The organism is Actinoplanes sp. NPDC051859 (assembly GCF_044452725.1).
In the GTDB taxonomy this organism is placed as follows: Bacteria; Actinomycetota; Actinomycetes; order Mycobacteriales; family Micromonosporaceae; genus Actinoplanes.
In genome coordinates, this window is the sequence record NZ_JBITBX010000001.1 from 716,843 (window position 1) to 734,439 (window position 17,597).

Sequence of the window (17,597 nt, forward strand, 5' to 3'; positions counted from 1 at the left end):
CTAGGCAGGCGACAGCAGGACCAGCGGAATCTCGCGGGTGGTCCGCTTCTGGTAGGCCGCATAGCTGCGATAGACCTTGACGACCTGCGGCCACAGCCGGGCGTGTTCCTCGGCCGAGGCGATGCGGGCCACCATCGGTTGATGCGAGCCGCCGCGGACCGAGACCTGCACCTCCGGCCGGTCGCGGAGGTTGAGGAACCAGGCGGGGTGCCGGTCGTCGCCGCCGCGGGAGGCGACAATCACCAGGGCGTCGCCGTCGGTCAGCGGCGAGGTCAGCATGACCGCCCGGGGCACGCCGGATCGGCGGCCGGTGGTGACCAACTCCAGCACGGTCATGCTGGCGACCTGCCAGCCGAGCCGACCACAGCTCAGCTTCAGTAGGGTGCGGTGGGCGGCGTTCATGGCTTTGAGTGCGATGTCCGGCGGCACACCGGTCAATATACGGACAGCGGCGCCTTACGGCACCACCAAGCGGCTCCCGTACGCGTCGAAGAGCAGCTTCTCCACCTCGCTGGCCGGTTGCGGGCGGGCGAAGTAGTAGCCCTGGCCCTGGTCGCAGCCGCTGTCGAGGAGTGGCTGCCACTGGCTGGCGTCTTCGATGCCTTCGGCGACGGTGACCAGGCCGAGGGTGCGGCCGAGTCCGACGATGGCCGGGGTGAGGGAGGCGCCGGGGGTTTCGATGCCGATGTCGTCCACGAACATTTTGTCGATCTTCAGGATGTCCACCGGGAACCGGCGCAGGTACGCCAGCGACGAGTAGCCCGTACCGAAGTCGTCGATGGCGAGTTTGACGCCCAGCCCCTTGAGCTTGTGGAGCTGGTGCACGGTGGCGTCGACGTCGTGGACGAGCACCGACTCGGTGATTTCCAGGGTCAGCAGTTCGGGCGCCAGCCCGGTCTGCCGCAGGACGCTCGCCACCAGGTCGGGCAGGTCGGGTCGGCGGATCTGCCGAGCCGACAGGTTGACCGTGATGTGCAGGTCGGTGCCGGGCAGGGATTTGTTCCAGGCGGCGGCCTGGCGGCAGGCTTCGTGCAGCACCCAGGAGCCGACCGAGACGATGTAGCCGGTTTCTTCGGCGAGTGAGATGAAGTCGAGCGGTGACACCGTGCCGCGCTCGGGGTGCGCCCAGCGGACCAGCGCCTCGCAGCCGGTGACCCGGCCGTCGGTGAGGTCGACGATCGGTTGGTAGTGCAGCAGCAACTGGTCGCGTTCGACGGCGTGCCGCAGGTCCAGTTCCAGGCCGGCCCGGCGGGCGCGGACGATTTTCATGCTGGGCTCGAACATTTCGATCCGGCCGGGACCGTCCTGTTTGGCCGCGGTCAGGGCGAGGTCCGCGCCTTGCAGCAGGGCGTCCGCGTCCCGTTCGCCGAGCGCGCTGAAGGCGATGCCGGCGGTGGAGTCGATGGTGACTTCCCGGCCGCCGATCCAGAACGGCCGGCGCAGCGAGGCCAGCAGCCGCTCGGTGACCTCCATGGCCGGCTCGGCCTGCTCCACGCCGGCGAGCAGGATCGCGAATTCGTCCGCGCCGAACCGGGCCAGCGTGTCGGTGGCGCGCAGCCCGGCGGCCAGCCGCTCGGCGACGCCGGTCAGCAGGAGGTCGCCGGCGGCGTGGCCGAACGTGTCGTTGACGGTCTTGAAACGGTGCAGGTTGAACAGGACGACCGCGACGCGGCTCTGTTCGCGGGCGGCCAGCGCGAGGGTGTGCATCAGCCGGTTGCGGAACAACGCCGAGCTGGCCAGCCCGGTGAGCGGGTCGTGGAAAGCCTGGTAAAGCCCGTCGACGGCGCGGGCCGCCTCGATGGCGACGCCGACGTGTTCGGCGAACGCGGTCAGCACGGCCTGGTCGGCCGGTCCGTAGACCCGGTTCGGGCAGCGGGAGGCCACGAACAGGGCACCGACCACCTTGTCGTGGTGGCGGACGGGGGCCGCCATGGCGGCCTGGACGCCGGCCTCGATGCCGTCGCTCATCGCCTCGGTGGCGTCCGTGCGGCCCGCGAAGACGGCGATTTCTTCGCGCCGGATCGCGCTGCCGGTCACGCCGGCCGAGTCGAGCGGCGCCCGCCACAGCCGGTGCCGGACCTCGTCGGGGAAGCCGCAGGTCGAGGCGAGGTGCAGCATGTCGGGGTTGTCGATCTCGCGCATCGCCAGCGCGGAGATGGCGTCGCCGAGCAGGAAGCGGGCGCCGGCGGTGATCGCGTCGAAGATTTCGTTGAGCGGCGCGCGTCGGGCCACTGCGCGCTGCACCACGGCGAGTTGCTCGAGCAGCATCCGCCCGTTGCGGGCGTCCTGGGCGGCGGCTTCGGCGTCACCGCCGGCATACCGACGCTGCTCCGCAAGGTGGTCGAGGGCGGCCAACTGCAGGGCCAGGGCGGCGCTGAGGCCGGTCGCCAGGTCGGCCTCGGCGTCCACAAAGGGCACACCGTTGTCGCGTACGGCGACCAGCCGCCGCCCCGAGTGCCGGCCGATTGCCACCGTGAGCACGGAGCGCGCACCAACCGTCTCGCATGCGGCGCCGGAGCTGGGCAGCCGGGGCAGCGACAGCTTCGGATCGAGGGCGCCGCGGACTGCCACCACCGCGGTGTCCTGCAGGATCGCGACGGTGTCTGCGGCGAGTGCCGCCGACAAGCTGTCTGCCGCGGCCACTGCTGCGGAGACGACGTCGGAGGTGCCGGAGATGGCCTCCACGAAGGCGGCTACGCTGCGCCCCGGTTCGAACGTCATGGTCGTCATGCCTGCTCCACCCGGTTGCGGCCGCCCTGCTTGGCTTGGTACAGCGCGTGGTCGGCGCGCGCGAGAACCTGGTCCAGACCGTCATCGCCGGGATGCAGGTGGGTGATACCGACGCTGACCGTCACCGGGAGTGGACCTCCGCGGGTCGGGATCGGCGTGGCCGCTACCGCCTGTCGGATGCGCTCCGCCAGGTTCGGCCCGTCTTCCTCAAGTTCCGGCAGGATCACTGCGAACTCCTCGCCGCCGTACCGGCCGAGCACGTCGGAGGAGCGGATGCTCGCCGCTATCCGGCGGGCGACCTCGCGGATGACGTCGTCGCCGACGCCGTGCCCGTACGTGTCGTTGACTGCCTTGAATTTGTCGATGTCGAGCATCACGGCGGCCAGGTCGTGGTCGTGGCGGGCCGCGACGTTGAGCAGTGCACCGGCCAGCGAGTAGAAGTGCCGGCGGTTGTTGACACCGGTCAGTTCGTCGGTGGTTGCCAGTTCCTGCACCCGGGCGAAGAGGCGGGCGTTGGCGTACGCGCTCATGCCCTGACTGGCCAGCGCGGCCGCAACCTCGCGGGCGGTGTCGTCGAATCCTGCGCCGCCCAGCAGCACCACCCCGACCAGGCCATCGGTGGTGACCAGGGGCACGGCCAGCGCGAACTCCGCGTTGCCGAGCAGCCGCTCGCGCAGTTCGGGGCTGGCCGGCAGGAGCACCGGCGTGGCCGCGGCGCGGGCCGCGGCCAGCATCGGGTCGACGCCGTCCGCGAGCCAGGAACCGTGCAGGGCGGGGTCGGCGGTGCCGGCCACCGACACGACGTCCAGACCGGAGTCACCGGCGAGCAGCAGTCCACCGGCCCAGCCGCCGACGTGGGTGTGCAGCGTGGCGAACAGGTGGTGCAGCACCTGCAGCGGGTCCAGGATGGCGCTGAGCTCGGCGAGGCTGGACCGCAGCGTCTCGGCGAGCCGCTGCTGGTGCCGGGCGGTCTGCACGGCGAGGCCGAGTTGTGCGGCGCGGGCGGTCTCGAGCGACACGGCCACGTGGCTCGTGATGGCGGTGAGCACGTCGACGTCGTCTTCGGTGAAGATGCCGCGGGCCATCCGGCTGTCCAGGTAGGCGACGCCGAGCGTCCGGCCTTTGAACTGCACGGGCGCCACCATGATGCTGCGCAGACCGTGCACGACGACGCTCTGGGAGCCGAGCGCGGCGCCCTGCTCGGTGCCGGCGACGACCAGGGCCTCGCCGGTTTCGATGACCCGGTGCACGAGCGTGGAGCCGTACCCGGTGACGGTGTCGAGGTCGGCACCCGCGGCGTCGCGGCCGGCGAACGGCACGACGGCGCCGGTCTCGTCGACGAGGAAGAGCAGGGCGCGCTCGGCGCCGAGGATGCGCAGCGTCTCGTCGAGGGCCACCCGGGCCAGCCGCTGCGGGTCGAGGACCGTCGCGCCGGCGGCACTGACCTGTTGCAGGGCTTCGAGGCGGCGGTTGCGGCCCAGGTGGGCGTTGCGGTCGGAGTAGACCCGCATCGGCGTGGACTGGGCACCGTCGATGCCGAACTCGGCGCGGACCTGGCGGTGCCGGTGTTCCCAGCCGTACGTGGCGGCCAGCAGGTTCGCCACCCGGGCCTGCCGCTCGGCTTCCGCGGTCAGTCCGAGGCCGCGCAGTGCCCGGGCCCGGATGCGGGCGATCTCGAACCCGACCAGCGGGGCGTCGAGCTCGCGGGCGTCCCGTTCCACCCGGTCCAGCAGGGTCATGGCCTTGCGGTACTCGCCGCGCTGTTGCAGCAGCCCGGCTTGACCGGTGCGGTGGGCGGTCTTCATGAGCTGCGTGCTGGCGACTCGGCCGAGCTCCTTGAGCGCGTGTTCCACCGCTAGCAGGCGGGCCGGGCGCTCGTCGTCGGCGGCGAGCCGCAGCTGTGCCAACCGGCCGTGCACCCGCCACACGTAGAACCATTTCAGCTGGGTCATCAGCTCGTTCTTGCGCAGACCCAGTCCCTCGAATTCGGCGACGATGTCGTCGAACCGGGCGCCGAACTCGCCTTCCTCCACCGCCGCGCTCAGTGCCGCGGTGGCGATGTTGGCGTGCTGCACCGGCGTCACTGTGCCCGGCGGCAGGGCCTCGCGCAGCGCGGCCAGCGCTTCCGCCGCCTCGGCGGGCTTGCCCTGCTGGGCCGGGAGCATGACACCGAGCATGCTGAACGATGTGCCGTAAGCCTGGGTCGGGTCGACCAGCCGGTCCAAGCTACGTTCGTAGTCCGCCTGCGCTTCGCGGGCGTAGCCGCGCAACAGCAGACGCATGGACGTGGCTGCCATCCCCGGCAGCATCTGCGCCGGACGGAACCACCGCGCGTGGGTGGCAAGGGCCGTGTCGAACGTCCGGCCATCGTCGATCCCGGCGAAAAGCCGAGCCAGACCGAGAATCCATTCCACGTATGCGATCAGCTGCGGGTCCCGCAACGTCTCGGCGTCCCGGCCGGCCCGGGCCAGGCAGCGCTCCGCGATCCGGTGCAGGCGCAGCATCGCGACCACGTAGCCGATCAGCGCGTACACCCGGACGTACTCGTGGCACAGGCCGATGCGGTTGACGGCGTACAGGGCGCGCAGGGCGAAGATCAGGGCTTCGCGCAGGCGCATGCCGATGCCGGCGGCGTACCCACCGGCGTCGAGGACGGCGGCGAGGGCGGCCAGGTCCTCGCGGCGGCGGCCTTTTGCGGTGCCGTACCCGATGCCGGTCCGGCGGACGACAGCGCCGGCGGCGGCGATCGCCAGAGTGGACAGCAGGCTGCCGGCCTTGTGGGCGGGCAGCGGGTGGCCGAGCTCGTGCAGTGCCTCGGCGGTCGCGGCCAGTGCCGGTCCGTCGGCCCAGGTGGTGTGGTGCAGCTCGACCTGGGTGGTCCGCAGTTCGGCCCGGCGCCGCCGGTCGGTTTCCCCGTCCAGCGCCCGCTGCAGCGTCTCGCGTGCTTCGACGAAGTGTCCGGCGCGCAGGTACGCCACGGCGAGCGGGTGCAGGACCTCAGTGCTGGCCGGCGTGATCGCGGTCAGATATTCGATCGCGTCGGCGGGCGCCTGGTCGTCCAGTGCCCGCCGGCCGGCGGCGAGCAGACTGTGTCGGCGGGCCACCGGTTCGGCTTGGTCGCCGGCCTGTAGGTAGTGCCGGGCGAGCACGTAGTCGTGGTCGATTTCCTGCAGCGCGGGCGGGAGCTGGTCGATAACCGCCGCGGCCGCGGCATGCAGCCGTTGCCGGGTGCGGGGGGCCACGTCGGTCAGCAGCGCTTCGCGCAGCGCGGCGTGCACGAAGCCGTATCGGCCGCCGGGGCGGATTTCCACGATTCGTCGGCTCACCGCGGTGTCCAACGCGCGGGCGACGGTCTCGGCCGGCATGCCGCAGACGTCGGTTAGGACCTCGTGCCGGAACTGGCCGCCGGCGACGGCCGCCGCGGCCAGCACCTCTCGGACCTCGTCCGGCAGACCTTCGAGGCGGGTCACGATCAGCGAACGGGCATCCGAGGCGACCGGCAAACCGTCGACACCGGCGGTGTCGAGATGCCACTCGCCCCACATCGGCACCAGCAGACCCGCGTCGACCAGCTGCAGCAGATACGCCACCAGCGCCAGCGGCGAACCGTCGGCCAGCGCGGCAACGTGGGCGACCAGGCTCTGCGGCACGCGCGCGCCGGGCAGCCGCGACGCAATCAGCGCACCCGTTGCGACAGCGTCCAGCGGCGCGCAGTGCACGGTGGTGTCCAACGCCGGGCCCAGCTCGGTGAGCGGGTGGGCAGCGCCGTCGAGTTCGGTGACCACGACCAGCAGCGGCAGGGAAGGCAGGTCCGGGGCGAGCGCGGCGAGCACCCCCCGGCTGGCCGCGTCGAGCCACTGCACGTCGTCGAGCACCAGCAGCATCCCCGCGTTGGCGCGGGCCAGGTCACTGAGGAAGACGGCCACCGCCGTGAACAGCCGGTCATCCCGGCTGTCGCCGGTCGCCGCCGGCACGTCGCCCAGGATCGCGTCCAGCCGCGGCGACAGGCCGGCGATCAGCGCCGGTCCCGCCTTCGCGGCGGCAGAGCGGATTCTTTCGTACGCGGCAGCGCGCACGGCCGGTTCCATCCGGTCAACGACGTCGAGACGTTCCTCCAGCGCGGCGCGCAGCCCACCGAGCGGCACCGCCTCGCCTTCGGTGCACCGGCCCCGCAGGACCAGTCCTTGAGCGGACGTGGAGACCTCTGCAGCCAGCCGGCTCCGGCCCGAACCTGCCGGCCCGCGCACCACAGCAGCCCCACCGGCACCCTGCTGCGCCCGCAGCCACCGCTCGGTCAGCTCGCTGCTCTCGGCTTCCCGCCCGAACAGCGGCCAGGTGTCGGCGACAGGCACCGACTCCGGCCCGCCCGCAATCGCCTGCAGCGCCGTGAGCAGCGCCGCCGGGCTCTGGTACCGGTCGTCCGGGTCTTTGGCCAGCAGCCGGGTGACCACGTCGGCCAGCGCCGGGTCGATGTCGGGACGCCACGTCCGCAACTCCGGCACCGGCGCAGTGGTGTGCAGCCGCAACAGCTCACCGACGTCACTCGCCTCGTACGGCGGCCGCCCGGTCAGGCACTCGAACAGCACCACGCCGAGCGAGTACAGGTCGGAGCGGCCGTCCACCGGGCGCTTCAGCATCCCGGACTGTTCGGGCGAGCAGTACAGGAAGGTGCCGACCGTCTTGTCTGCGGCGTCCAGCTCCTGGCCCAGCAGTGCCAGGCCGAAGTCGATCAGTTTCGCCGACCCGTTCGCCGGCACCATGACGTTGTGCGGCTTGATGTCGCGGTGCACCAGCCCGGTGCGGTGTGCGGCCGCCAGTCCCTGCGCCAGCTCCGCGGCGAGCCGGACGACCCGCTCCTGCGGCAGCGGTCCATCGGTGAGCAGATCGGCCAGCGACCGGCCGTCCAGCAGCTCGGTGACCAGCGCCGGAGCGCCGTCGAACAGGCCAGCGGCGTGCGCCCGGACCACACCCGGATGGTCGACGCAGGCGAGCATGGCGGCTTCGCGGGAGAACGCCAGCAGCGTCCCGGGCAGGTCGGCGGCTTCGGCGCGTGGGCGCTTCAGCGCGTACTGCCCGTCTCCCCGGCGCACCTGGAAGACGGTCGTGTACGCGCCACGACCCAGCTCCGCCCCGAGGTCGAGTCCGGTCAGCTCTGCGGGCCGCCGGACTGACTCCGGACGTCGCGCTTCGCTCATCTCGGACCGCCCCGTCATTTGTCCCTCCGTCTGAGGTCATCGACACGGGCGGCCGTACCTTGAGTTATTCGGGTGTTGCGGTCACCGGCCCAGGACGGCACCGCCGTTCAACCCGATGATCTGCCCGGTGAGCAGTTGACGTCCGGATCCCGCCGCTACGCGGCCGTTAACGCTTCGAGATCGTCGCTCGCCGGCAGCGTGATGATCGCCCCCGCATTGGTGACCAGCGTGTCGACCGCGCCGAGCTCCGCGATCCGCGCCACGGCCCGCCGGACCTGCGCGGGCTCGGTCAGGTCAGCCTCGACCGGGAACACCCGCTCGGCGCCCAGCTCGTCGTTGATCTCGACCTGCGCGCCCCGCAACAGCTCGCCCCGGCGCCCCAGCACGACGACCCGGTCACCCTCAGCCGCCTGCGTACGCGCGATCTCCCGCCCAATCCCCGTGCCGCCCCCGGAAACAACCACCAACCGCGAAGAATCGATCATGAACAGTGCGGTAGTAGTCGAGCCCGATGACGATCTCCTGGCCGGTCGGGGAAGGCGGATGGGAACCCGATGACCTATGCCCGCCCGGGACCTGGAACTCGCTGCCGGCTGACACGCAGGCCTAGTCGGTGAGTTCCATGGTCGCCATCATGGCGTGGGACGAGTGGTCGATCAGGTGGCAGTGGTAGACGTAGCGGCCGGGTGGGCCGTGGAACGTTGCCTGGAGCCGTACGGTCTCGCCCGGCCCGAGCGGCACCGTGTCTTTCCAGCCCGCCTCGGAGGGTGCGGGTGGCTGGCCGTTGCGGCTCAGGATGCGGAATTGCACCAGGTGCAGGTGGAAGTTGTGCGGGATGGTGAAGGCGTCGGAGTTGGTCACTTCCCACACCTCGGTGGTTCCGCGCCGGATCGTGGTGTCGACGCGATTCGGGTCGAAGGACTTGCCGTTGATCTTGAAGGTGAAGTCTTGTGGGTCGATGCCGAGGCTCATCTTCCGCTCCACGTCCGGCGTGGCGAGCGCGGGGAGCGGGCGCAGCACCGGTGGCACCCGGCTGGCGTCGTAGACCGCACGGCCCACGTCGAAGCGCAGCACCGCCCCCGCGTGCTCGTCGGCCAGGACAACCTGCGAGCCGCTGCGTCCGGTGAAGTCGACGACGACCTCGACCCGTTCGCCGGGGCTGATGCGTACCTCGCGAGTCGGCACCGGGGCGCCCAATAGCCCGCCGTCCGTGGCGATCTGAGTCATCTCCTCGCCGTCGCCGAGCCGCAGGACGAACGAGCGCAGGTTCGACCCGTTCACCAGGCGCAGCCGGTAGCGCCGGGCCGCCACCGGGAAGTACGGCTGCGGCCGGCCGTTGGTCAGAATGGTGGTGCGGTTCTGGAAGTCCTCGGGCTCGAAGTGCAGGCTGCCGTCCTCGGCGAAGCGCGCGTCGCGCAGCATGATCGGCAGATCGAACGCACCGGACGGCAGGCCGAGCGCCTCTTCTCGGGGGTCCTCGATGAGGTAGAAGCCGTGCAAGCCGCGGTAGACGTGCTCGGACTCCATGTGGTGCGCGTGGTCGTGGTACCACAGCGTTGTCGCCTGCTGCCGGTTCGGATACTCGTACGTGCGGGTTGCGCCGGGGGCGATGACGTCGAGGGGGAAGCCGTCGCTGGCCGGGGGAACGTGGCCGCCGTGCAGGTGGACGGCCGTGTCCATGGTGAGCTGGTTGGTCTGGGCGATGACGACGCGGCGGCCCGCCCGGGCGCGGATGGTGGGGCCGGGGAATTCGCCGTTGTAGCCGTACACCTCGGTGGTGGTGCCCTGGAAGACGGAGATGGTCGTCGTGCGGGCGGTCATCTCGTAGAAGTCGGTGGTGGCGGTGCGGGCCACCGGTGTCAGCGTCCGCGGAATCGGCATGCGCACACTGAACGGCTCGGGCAGCTCGACGGCCGCCGGCGTCGCGGCCCGGGCGGCGGCCGAGACGCCGTATCCCGCGGCGGGCAGGAGGGCGGCGCCGCCGGCTTTCATCACGGTACGTCTGGTCGGCATGCAAAGACGGTGACGTGGTCCTCTCGAGATCCACTCGAGGCGAGCCGGAACCGCCGGTGGGGCATAGTGGGCTGTTGTGACATCACCTCCGGCTGTGCCGGCCTGCCCGACCACCACGCGGCTCTACGAGGGCGGCGGGGTGGTGGCCGAGGGCTTCGGCACCGATGAGATTCCGCGGCTGTTGAAAGCGCATCCGGACGCGGTGCTGTGGTTGGACCTGTTCGACCCGGAGGAAGCGGACCTGCAGGCCGTCGCCGCGGAGTTCGAGCTGCACCCGTTGGCGATCGAGGACGCCGTGCACGACCACCAGCGGCCCAAGCTCGACCGCTATCCCGGCCACCTCTTCATGAACGTGTACGACGTCAGCGTCGCGACCGGCGATCCGGCGCCCGTCATGCGCAAGGCGGAGATCAGCGCGTTCATTACCGCCCGCGCGCTGATCACCGTACGCAAATCAGCCAGCGACCTGTCCCGGATGGTCGCCCGGTGGGATGCGGACGCGGACCTGGCCCGGCACGGCGGGGTGGCTTTTCTCGTCTATGGCTTGCTGGACGTGGTGGTGGACGGGCAATTCGCCGCGGCGCGCACCCTGGACGAGGCGATGGACAAGACCGAGGACACGATGTTGGACGAGGGCGGTGCACCGCGCTCCGTCCGCCGGTACGGCTTCGGCCTGCGCAAGGCCCTGGCCGAGTTGCGCCGCCCGGTGGCGCCGATGCCGGGCCTGATCGCCGAGGTGTTGCGGTTGGAGAGCAAGCTCGTCGACGACCGGCTCGCCCCCTATTACCGGGACGTGGACGACCACGCGCGGCGGGCGACGGAGACCATCGACAGTGCCCGGGAGCGGATCAACGGGCTGTTGGAGGCGGATCTCAACGAGCAGAGCAACGACCTGAACGACGTGACCCGCAAACTCGCCGCGTGGGCCGCCATCATCGCGGTGCCGACCGCACTCACCGGGTTCTTCGGGCAGAACGTGCCGTACTGGGGTTACGAGCGGCATTCCGGTTTCCTCGTCAGCACCATGCTGATTGTGATCTCGGCCGGTGGCCTCTGGCTCTTCCTGAAGCGACGGGGTTGGCTGTGAATCATGGATCGACTCGTGCACGAAGCCCGGCTGGAGTGGGACGGCTCGACGGGGGAGGGCTACCGGGCGTACTCGCGAACGCACGCCGCTTCCGCCCCGCCGGCCCAGACGACGCTGCAGCTCAGCGCGGACCCGCACTTTCGGGGCGACCCCGCATTGCTGAACCCGGAACAGCTTGTCGTCATGGCAGCCAGCTCGTGCCAGTTGTTGTCGTTCCTGTCGGTGGCGGCCCGCAAACACGTCGACGTGCGGCGTTACACCGACGATGCGGTCGGCTACCTCAGCGAGGACCTGCGAGGAGCGTCGATCGAGCTGATCGAGCTGAACCCGGTCGTGCACGTCGCCGAGGGCACCGACGAGGAGCTGGTGCTGCGCCTGGTCGAGCAGGCCCACGAGGAGTGCTACATCGCCCGGTCGCTGCGGTCGGAGGTGACGGTCCGGGCGACCGTACGGGTCACCCGCTAGTGTCCGCAGCCTGCCCTTTATGGTGGGCGCGTGCGTGACATCGCCGTGTTCACCGGAAGTGCCCATCCCGAATTGGCGGCCGAGATCTGCGAGCACCTGGGTGTGCCGCTGATGCCGACCAAGACCTCCCGATTCGCCAACGACTGCATCGAGGTGCAGCTGCAGGGCAACTGCCGCGAGCGGGACGTGTTCCTGATCCAGCCGCTGGTGCCGCCGACCCAGGAGAACCTGGTCGAGTTGCTGTTCATGCTCGACGCCGCGCGCGGTGCTTCGGCCGCCCGGATCACCGTCGTGCTGCCGCATTACGCGTACGCCCGCAGCGACAAGAAGGACGCCCCGCGCATCTCCATCGGCGGCCGCCTGGTCGCCGACCTGTTGCAGAAGGCCGGCGCCGACCGGATCCTCGCCATGACCCTGCACTCCCCGCAGGTGCACGGCTTCTTCAGCGTCCCCGTCGACCACCTGCACGCGCTGCGCGAACTCGCCAACCACTTCCGCGGGTACGACCTCAGCAACACCGTCGTCGTCTCCCCGGACCTGGGCAACGCGAAAGAGGCGGCGACGTTCGCCCGGATGCTGGGCATCGAGGTGGCGGCGGGCGCCAAGCAGCGGTTCGCCGACGACAAGGTGGTGATCAGCTCGGTGATCGGTGAGGTGGCGGACCGGGACGTGATCATCCTGGACGACGAGATCGCCAAGGGCAGTACGGTCTTCGAGCTGCTCGGCCGCCTGCGGGAACGCAACACCCGCAGCATCCGGGTGGCGTGCACGCACGGCCTGTTCGCGTCGAGTGCGGTGCAGCGGTTGTCCGACGAGAAGGACGTCGAGGAGATCGTCTGCACCAACACGGTGCCGATCCCCGCGGCGAGCCGCACCGACAAGCTGACCGTCCTGTCGGTGGCTCCGGCGCTCGCCGAAGCGATGCGCCGGATCCACAACGGCGAGTCGGTGAGCGCCCTCTTCGCCTGAGGTCAGCTTTCCCGGGCCGGCTGGGGGCCGCAGAGGGTGAGGATCGCGCCGAGCAGGGTGGAGCGGGTGAACGGCTTCTCCACCAGCATGCTGTTGGCGTCGAGCGTCAGCTGCGGCCCCAACGACGCCGCCGTGTAGCCGGACATGTAGAGCACCGGCAGGTCGGGGTGGTGGGTCCGCAGCGCGGCCGCCAGCTCCGGGCCGGTCATCGTCGGCATCACCACGTCGGTGATCAGCAGGTCCGGGTGGGCGCCCGCGGCGACCTGGGTGACCGCCGTCAGCGCGTCGGTAGCCACGGTGATCTCGTAGCCGGCCGGTTCGATGAGCCGCTGCACGAGCTGGGCGACCTCGGGCTGGTCCTCGACGATCAGCACCCGTCCGATGACGGCCGGGGTGATCCGGCGGTCGACGGCGGGCGCGGGCCGTTCCTCCGCGGCGGGCAGGTAGAGGTGCACGGTCGTACCCATCCGGGGCTGCGACTCCAGCGCGATGTGCCCGCCGATGCCCTGGACGATGCCCGCGCAGGTCGCCAGGCCCAGCCCGGCCGCGGTGGGCCGGGTGGTGAAGAACGGTTCGAGTGCCCGCTTGCGGGTCTCGTCGCTCATGCCCACGCCGGTGTCCTGGACGACCAGGTGCACGATCCGCCCGGCCGGGGCACCTTCGGCCAGTTGACCCGGCTCGACCACCTCGTTGCTGGCGGCGACCCGCAGCATGCCGCCGTGCAGCATCGCGTCGCGGGCGTTCGCGGCCAGGTTGACCAGCGCCTGCTCCAGCGGCCCGCGTTCGGCGTGGATCGGCCACACGTCCGGGCTGAACGCCAGGTCGAGGCCGATCCGCTCGCCCAGCGTCCGGCTGAACAGGCTCTGCACGTCGGTGAGCAGGTCCGGGATCGGAATGATCTCCGGCCGGTTTCCTTCCGTACGTCCGAACGCCAGCAGTTGATGCGTCAGGGTCCGCCCGGTGCCGACCGCGTCCAGGATGTCCTTGGCCATCTGGTGCTGCGGCGAACCCTCCGCCGTCGTGGTCGCGATCATGTCGGCGGACCCGGCGACCACGGTCATCAGGTTGTTGAAGTCGTGTGAGATGCCGCCGATGAGCTGGCCCATGCTGTCGAGCCGGCGCAGGTGGTCCAGCTGGCGCTTGAGTCCCTTGGCGTCGATGTGGTCGGTGGTGTCGGTGACCATGCACAGCACGCCGGTGCGGTGGCCGTGCTCGTCCTCCAACGGCATCATGCTCATCCGTACGCTGCGTTGCGAGCCGTCCGCCCGCAGCAGCTTGGTGGCGCCGACCGTCGAACGGCCCTGCTTGCACTCGGTGATCCGGCGGGACAGCTCAGCCTGCCCGTGCTTGTCGAGGAAGCCGCGCAGTGACACCCCGATGAGCTGGGCGCGCGGCATGCCGAGGACCACACCGATGGGCTCGTTCGCGTACGTGGCGACCCCGTCGTCGTCGAGCTGCAGCACGCCCTCGGGGATGGTTTCCAGCACCCGGCGGTAGCGTTCCTCGCTGGCCCGAAGCCGTTCCATCGCCCGTGCGCCGGACAGCGCGAGGGACAGCTCGCCGGCCAGGTCCCGGGCCAGCTCCACCTCGGCGGGGGAGTAGATCGAGCCCGGCGTCGACCGGGTCACCACCAGGTAGCCCGCGAAGGTGTTGTCGACGATGACCGGGCACAGCACGGCCGCGTGCACCGCGGCAGCCGGTTCACCCGTGTCGACGTACGCCTCGTGCCGGGGCTGGGGCAGCTCGGTGAGCGGCTCGCCGTTCTCGCCGGCCAGGACGATGGGCCGGCGGCTCGCGGCGAGGCTGGTGGAGAAGTCGTCGTCGGGCAGCTCGCCGGCCCGGTCGAGGATCCGGGCGTACGGCGGGGCCAACTCGTCGTCGACGTGCTGGTAGGTGAGCGTGCTGTACCGGCCCTCGTCGCCGAGGAGCTGCACACCGGCGCCGTCGCCCAGCATGTCCGCGGCAGCTCGCGCCGCGGTCGAGCACACCTCTTCCGTGTTCTCGGCGACGCGGCTCAGTGCCAGCGCCAGGTCGGCCAGTGCGTACCGGAGGGGATAAGCCATGACACCCATGTGGCAACTATCTGCGGAACTGCCGCGCGGTGCGGGCGGTTCAGGAGAATGCAACCGTCCGGCCGAGCTTCGTCCCACGCGTCACGTCGCGAACCAGCGTTCGGCGAGCGCGTCGAAGGTCGGCGCTGCGGGCTCCGGCAGCTTCGCCAGATAGCCCGGCAGGTTGCTGTAGTAATGCAGCAACGTCCAGGCCATCAATCGCCGCCGCAGATCAACGTCAGGCTTTTTCCCGTACGCCCGCAGCAGCCGCCCGAAGCTCCGAGCGTCGCCCCGGGTGAGGAACACGGCCGGACCCACGAAGTCGTACTCGGCGGCGCCACGCATCGCCGGCTCGAAGTCGATCAGCCCGGTGAGCCTCCCGTCCTGGATCAGCAGATGCTCGTCCATGATTTCGGTGTGCAGCAGCACGGGTTCCCCGCCGAGCGGCGTTGATGCCAGGAAGCCGGGAATTTGTGCGGCCCATTCGGCCGGGAGCCCGAGCGCGCGGTGTCGGCCGGCGCACCCGGCGACCTGGTCGTCGACGAATTCGGCCCAGTCTGCGGGCCACCAGCCGTCGATCGCGGGCGGCGGCACGGCGTGCAGCGCCACCATCGCCTCGCCGACCTGTTCCGCGACCCGGTCCCGCTGAGCCGTGCCGAGACTGGGCCAGACCCGGCTCAGCGGCTCGCCGGGCAGTCGGTCCATCAGGACGTAGCCCCAGCCGGCGAAGTCGCCCGACGCGTGCACCGCGGGGGTGGGAATGGGCAACCGCCCGTGCACCGCGGTGAGCGCGCCGGCCTCCACCGGCAGTTCCTCGGCGTGCACCGGGGGGAAGAGCTTCAGCACCGTGTCACCGATCGCGTAGACCGGCAGCGACCCGGTGGGGTACCGCACCGGGTCGCCGGTCACGCCGAGCTCGGTCAGCAGCGCCCGGACCCCGGGACCGAGTGCCTCCTCGTCGCGGGCGATGAGGTCGAAATCCTCCTCATCCGCCGCTTCCGGCCACAAGGTCATGGTGTTTTCCCAGCTCAAGGTGGCTCCATCTCGGGCAACGACGGGTGCGGGATCCGGTGACGGGTGGTCGCGCACACCTACCCCACGTGCGAACTCCGACGCCGCAGGTTGCCCGTTGATCCGGACAAACGGCAATATTCCGGTCGGCCAGATCGGAGGTCGCGGGATGCGGCGGGCGAAAGGGCACGACCACAGGTGGACCAGGATCCCACGAGCAGCGGCGCACGGGCGGATTCCGACGGCGCGTCGACCCTCGACTTGAGCGGACGGTGCGTCGGCAGCTCGTACATCCTGCTCCGCCCGATCGGGCACGGCGCGACCGGCACGGTGTGGCGCGGCGTCGACCGGGCCACCGGCACGCCGGTAGCCGTCAAACTGCTGCACGCGAGCCTGCTCCGACAGCCCAAGCTGGTCACTCGCTTCGTTCAGGAGCGCACGATCCTGCTGATGCTGCGGCACCGCAACGTCGTCCGGGTCCGCGACCTGTTCAGTGTCGGCGAGTCCCTCGCCCTGGTCATGGACCTGGTGCCGGGCGGCAGCCTGCGGGACTTCCTCCGCGAGCAGCCCACCCTGCCCGCCGCCGAAGTGGCCCGACTGGGCGCCCAGATCGCGGCCGCCCTCGCCGAAGCGCACGGGCTGGGCATCGTGCACCGCGACCTCAAGCCGGACAACCTGCTGCTGCACCGCGACGCCGACCGCCTCGACATCCGGCTCACCGACTTCGGCATCGCCCGCATGCTGCACAGCCCCGGCCTCACCACCACGCACGCCGTCGTCGGCACCCCGCACTACATGGCCCCGGAGGCATTCCACAGCTCCACCACCACCCCGGCCGCCGACGTGTACGCCCTCGGTGTGCTGCTCTACGAAATGCTCTCGGGGCGTCCGCCGTACGACAGTGACACGGTCACCGACCTGATGCGGCTGCACTTGGCGGGTGCGCCGGAACGCCGCGCGGGCATCCCCGACCTGCTGTGGGACATCCTCGCGGCCTGCCTGGAACGCGACCCCCGCCTTCGGCCGTCCTCCGCCGAGCTTGTCACCGATCTCGCCGACGTGGCCGCTCGGGTGGACGCCCCCGCCCTGCCCCCGCTGCCGCACCCCCGAGCATCCCGTGATGGCGCCGACATGAGCAGCTTGGGTGGCCCGGGCGACCTGGCTGACTCGGGCGGTTCGGCCGGCACCGGCAGCTCGGATCGCTCCGGTAGCCCGGCGGGTGGGAGGCCTTCGCCAGAGTCCGGGGCAACGCCTGGCCGGGACGGGCTTGGCGGGGCCGGCCCGGAGCACGCCGGGGAATGCGCGCATCCGTCGCTTGCGGGCGGCAAACGGCCGCGAGTGCCGCGCCGGCGGAACCAGCCGGCAAGCTGGCGATGGGCCCGACCGTGGGCGATGATCGTGCTGGTCTGCTCCGCGATGCTCGCCTCCGGGGTGGCGACGACGGCCTGGCACCTGGGCCGCGCGGGCGAGGAACCCGGCGGCGACGTGATCGTGGCCGGACCGACGGACGTGCTGCCCTCGGCCGTGCCGACCTCCGTTGTCGGCAGTGCGGCGCCGAGTCGAGCCGCCCGGCAGCGTTCGGACGACTCCGGCCGCAAGGCGCGCAAGCTGCCCGTCGCGGCGGCGGCCGTCGCACCTACCCGGCCGCGAACCAGCCCCACCGTGACTCAGCCGGTCACCGAGCGGACCTACGGCCCCTGGGAGTGCGCGCAGCAGTACGTGCTCAGCTATGACAACGCTATGGCGGTGCGGCCTTGCCACAAGGTCGGTGAGAAGGTCCAGGTGTCAGCGAGTCTGACGGCTCCGCGGGATGGCACCGGCGCGCTCACTGTGGAGCTGCGGGACCTGGCGAACGGCAGGACCTTGCGGGCACAGACCTGTGATTCCCTCGTGTTCCGCGAGGGTGCACGGTCGCAGCAGTGCGGTGCCGCCACGGTAAGCCCGCCCGTGGGCCGTCGCTATCAGGTGGTGATGTCGTGGCGGTTCACCCGTGACGGTCGGGTCGAAGCAGGCTCGGCCCGCGGCGGGGACTTCACGTTCTGACAAGCCCACCGAGACTTCGGCAGCAGCCGTCCT

The 17,597-nt window shown here is 71.0% G+C and carries 11 protein-coding genes; 4 read left to right on the forward strand and 7 right to left on the reverse strand.

Features of this window, described 5'->3' with window-relative positions; all coding sequences use genetic code 11:
* From ACIA1L_RS03285 to ACIA1L_RS03305, 5 genes are all read right to left on the reverse strand, one after another.
* Positions 1 to 429, reverse strand: coding sequence for a nitroreductase/quinone reductase family protein (locus ACIA1L_RS03285; protein ID WP_396070841.1), 429 nt, complete (start codon positions 427 to 429; stop codon positions 1 to 3).
* Between the two features lie 27 nt (positions 430 to 456).
* Positions 457 to 2,730 carry a putative bifunctional diguanylate cyclase/phosphodiesterase gene (locus tag ACIA1L_RS03290; protein WP_396070842.1) on the reverse strand — a complete coding sequence of 758 codons (2,274 nt, stop codon included), beginning with the start codon at positions 2,728 to 2,730 and terminating at the stop codon, positions 457 to 459.
* Positions 2,727 to 7,943 (reverse strand): diguanylate cyclase, encoded by a 5,217-nt coding sequence (locus ACIA1L_RS03295; RefSeq protein WP_396070843.1) that lies wholly within the window; start codon positions 7,941 to 7,943, stop codon positions 2,727 to 2,729. Before ACIA1L_RS03295 ends, ACIA1L_RS03290 begins: the two co-directional genes overlap by 4 nt.
* Before the next feature lie 137 nt (positions 7,944 to 8,080).
* Positions 8,081 to 8,410 carry an SDR family oxidoreductase gene (locus ACIA1L_RS03300; protein WP_396070844.1) on the reverse strand — a complete coding sequence of 110 codons (330 nt, stop codon included), beginning with the start codon at positions 8,408 to 8,410 and terminating at the stop codon, positions 8,081 to 8,083.
* Between the two features lie 121 nt (positions 8,411 to 8,531).
* Entirely contained in the window at positions 8,532 to 9,938 is a 1,407-nt protein-coding gene (locus ACIA1L_RS03305) for a multicopper oxidase family protein (protein ID WP_396070845.1), read from the reverse strand.
* Positions 9,939 to 10,014: 76 nt separating this feature from the next.
* Between ACIA1L_RS03305 and ACIA1L_RS03310 the strand changes: the two genes are divergently transcribed.
* From ACIA1L_RS03310 to ACIA1L_RS03320, 3 genes are read left to right on the forward strand one after another with little or no spacing between them, the layout of a single operon-like run.
* Positions 10,015 to 11,025 (forward strand): magnesium transporter CorA family protein, encoded by a 1,011-nt coding sequence (locus tag ACIA1L_RS03310; protein ID WP_396070846.1) that lies wholly within the window; start codon positions 10,015 to 10,017, stop codon positions 11,023 to 11,025.
* Positions 11,026 to 11,028: 3 nt separating this feature from the next.
* Positions 11,029 to 11,490 (forward strand): OsmC family protein, encoded by a 462-nt coding sequence (locus tag ACIA1L_RS03315; RefSeq protein ID WP_396070847.1) that lies wholly within the window; start codon positions 11,029 to 11,031, stop codon positions 11,488 to 11,490.
* 30 nt (positions 11,491 to 11,520) lie between these two features.
* On the forward strand, positions 11,521 to 12,459 hold the full coding sequence (locus tag ACIA1L_RS03320) for a ribose-phosphate diphosphokinase (protein ID WP_396070848.1): 939 nt from the start codon (positions 11,521 to 11,523) through the stop codon (positions 12,457 to 12,459).
* A 2-nt stretch (positions 12,460 to 12,461) separates the two neighbouring features.
* Here the strand turns inward: ACIA1L_RS03320 and ACIA1L_RS03325 are convergent, their stop codons facing one another.
* Entirely contained in the window at positions 12,462 to 14,531 is a 2,070-nt protein-coding gene (locus tag ACIA1L_RS03325) for a response regulator (protein WP_396070849.1), read from the reverse strand.
* 81 nt (positions 14,532 to 14,612) lie between these two features.
* Positions 14,613 to 15,524, reverse strand: coding sequence for a phosphotransferase (locus ACIA1L_RS03330; RefSeq protein WP_396070850.1), 912 nt, complete (start codon positions 15,522 to 15,524; stop codon positions 14,613 to 14,615).
* A 195-nt stretch (positions 15,525 to 15,719) separates the two neighbouring features.
* Between ACIA1L_RS03330 and ACIA1L_RS03335 the strand changes: the two genes are divergently transcribed.
* A complete protein-coding gene (locus ACIA1L_RS03335; protein WP_396070851.1) occupies positions 15,720 to 17,564 on the forward strand; it encodes a serine/threonine-protein kinase in 1,845 nt (614 codons plus the stop codon).
* Positions 17,565 to 17,597 lie beyond the last annotated feature (33 nt).

Excerpts from the sequence above, each read along its gene's own strand:
- ACIA1L_RS03290 (WP_396070842.1), bottom strand. The coding sequence starts at position 2,730 with ATGACGACCATGACGTTCGAACCGGGGCGCAGCGTAGCCGCCTTCGTG.
- ACIA1L_RS03330 (WP_396070850.1), bottom strand. The coding sequence starts at position 15,524 with ATGACCTTGTGGCCGGAAGCGGCGGATGAGGAGGATTTCGACCTCATC.
- ACIA1L_RS03300 (WP_396070844.1), bottom strand. The coding sequence starts at position 8,410 with ATGATCGATTCTTCGCGGTTGGTGGTTGTTTCCGGGGGCGGCACGGGG.
- ACIA1L_RS03315 (WP_396070847.1), top strand. The coding sequence starts at position 11,029 with ATGGATCGACTCGTGCACGAAGCCCGGCTGGAGTGGGACGGCTCGACG.
- ACIA1L_RS03325 (WP_396070849.1), bottom strand. The coding sequence starts at position 14,531 with ATGGGTGTCATGGCTTATCCCCTCCGGTACGCACTGGCCGACCTGGCG.
- ACIA1L_RS03295 (WP_396070843.1), bottom strand. The coding sequence starts at position 7,943 with ATGACGGGGCGGTCCGAGATGAGCGAAGCGCGACGTCCGGAGTCAGTC.
- ACIA1L_RS03305 (WP_396070845.1), bottom strand. The coding sequence starts at position 9,938 with ATGCCGACCAGACGTACCGTGATGAAAGCCGGCGGCGCCGCCCTCCTG.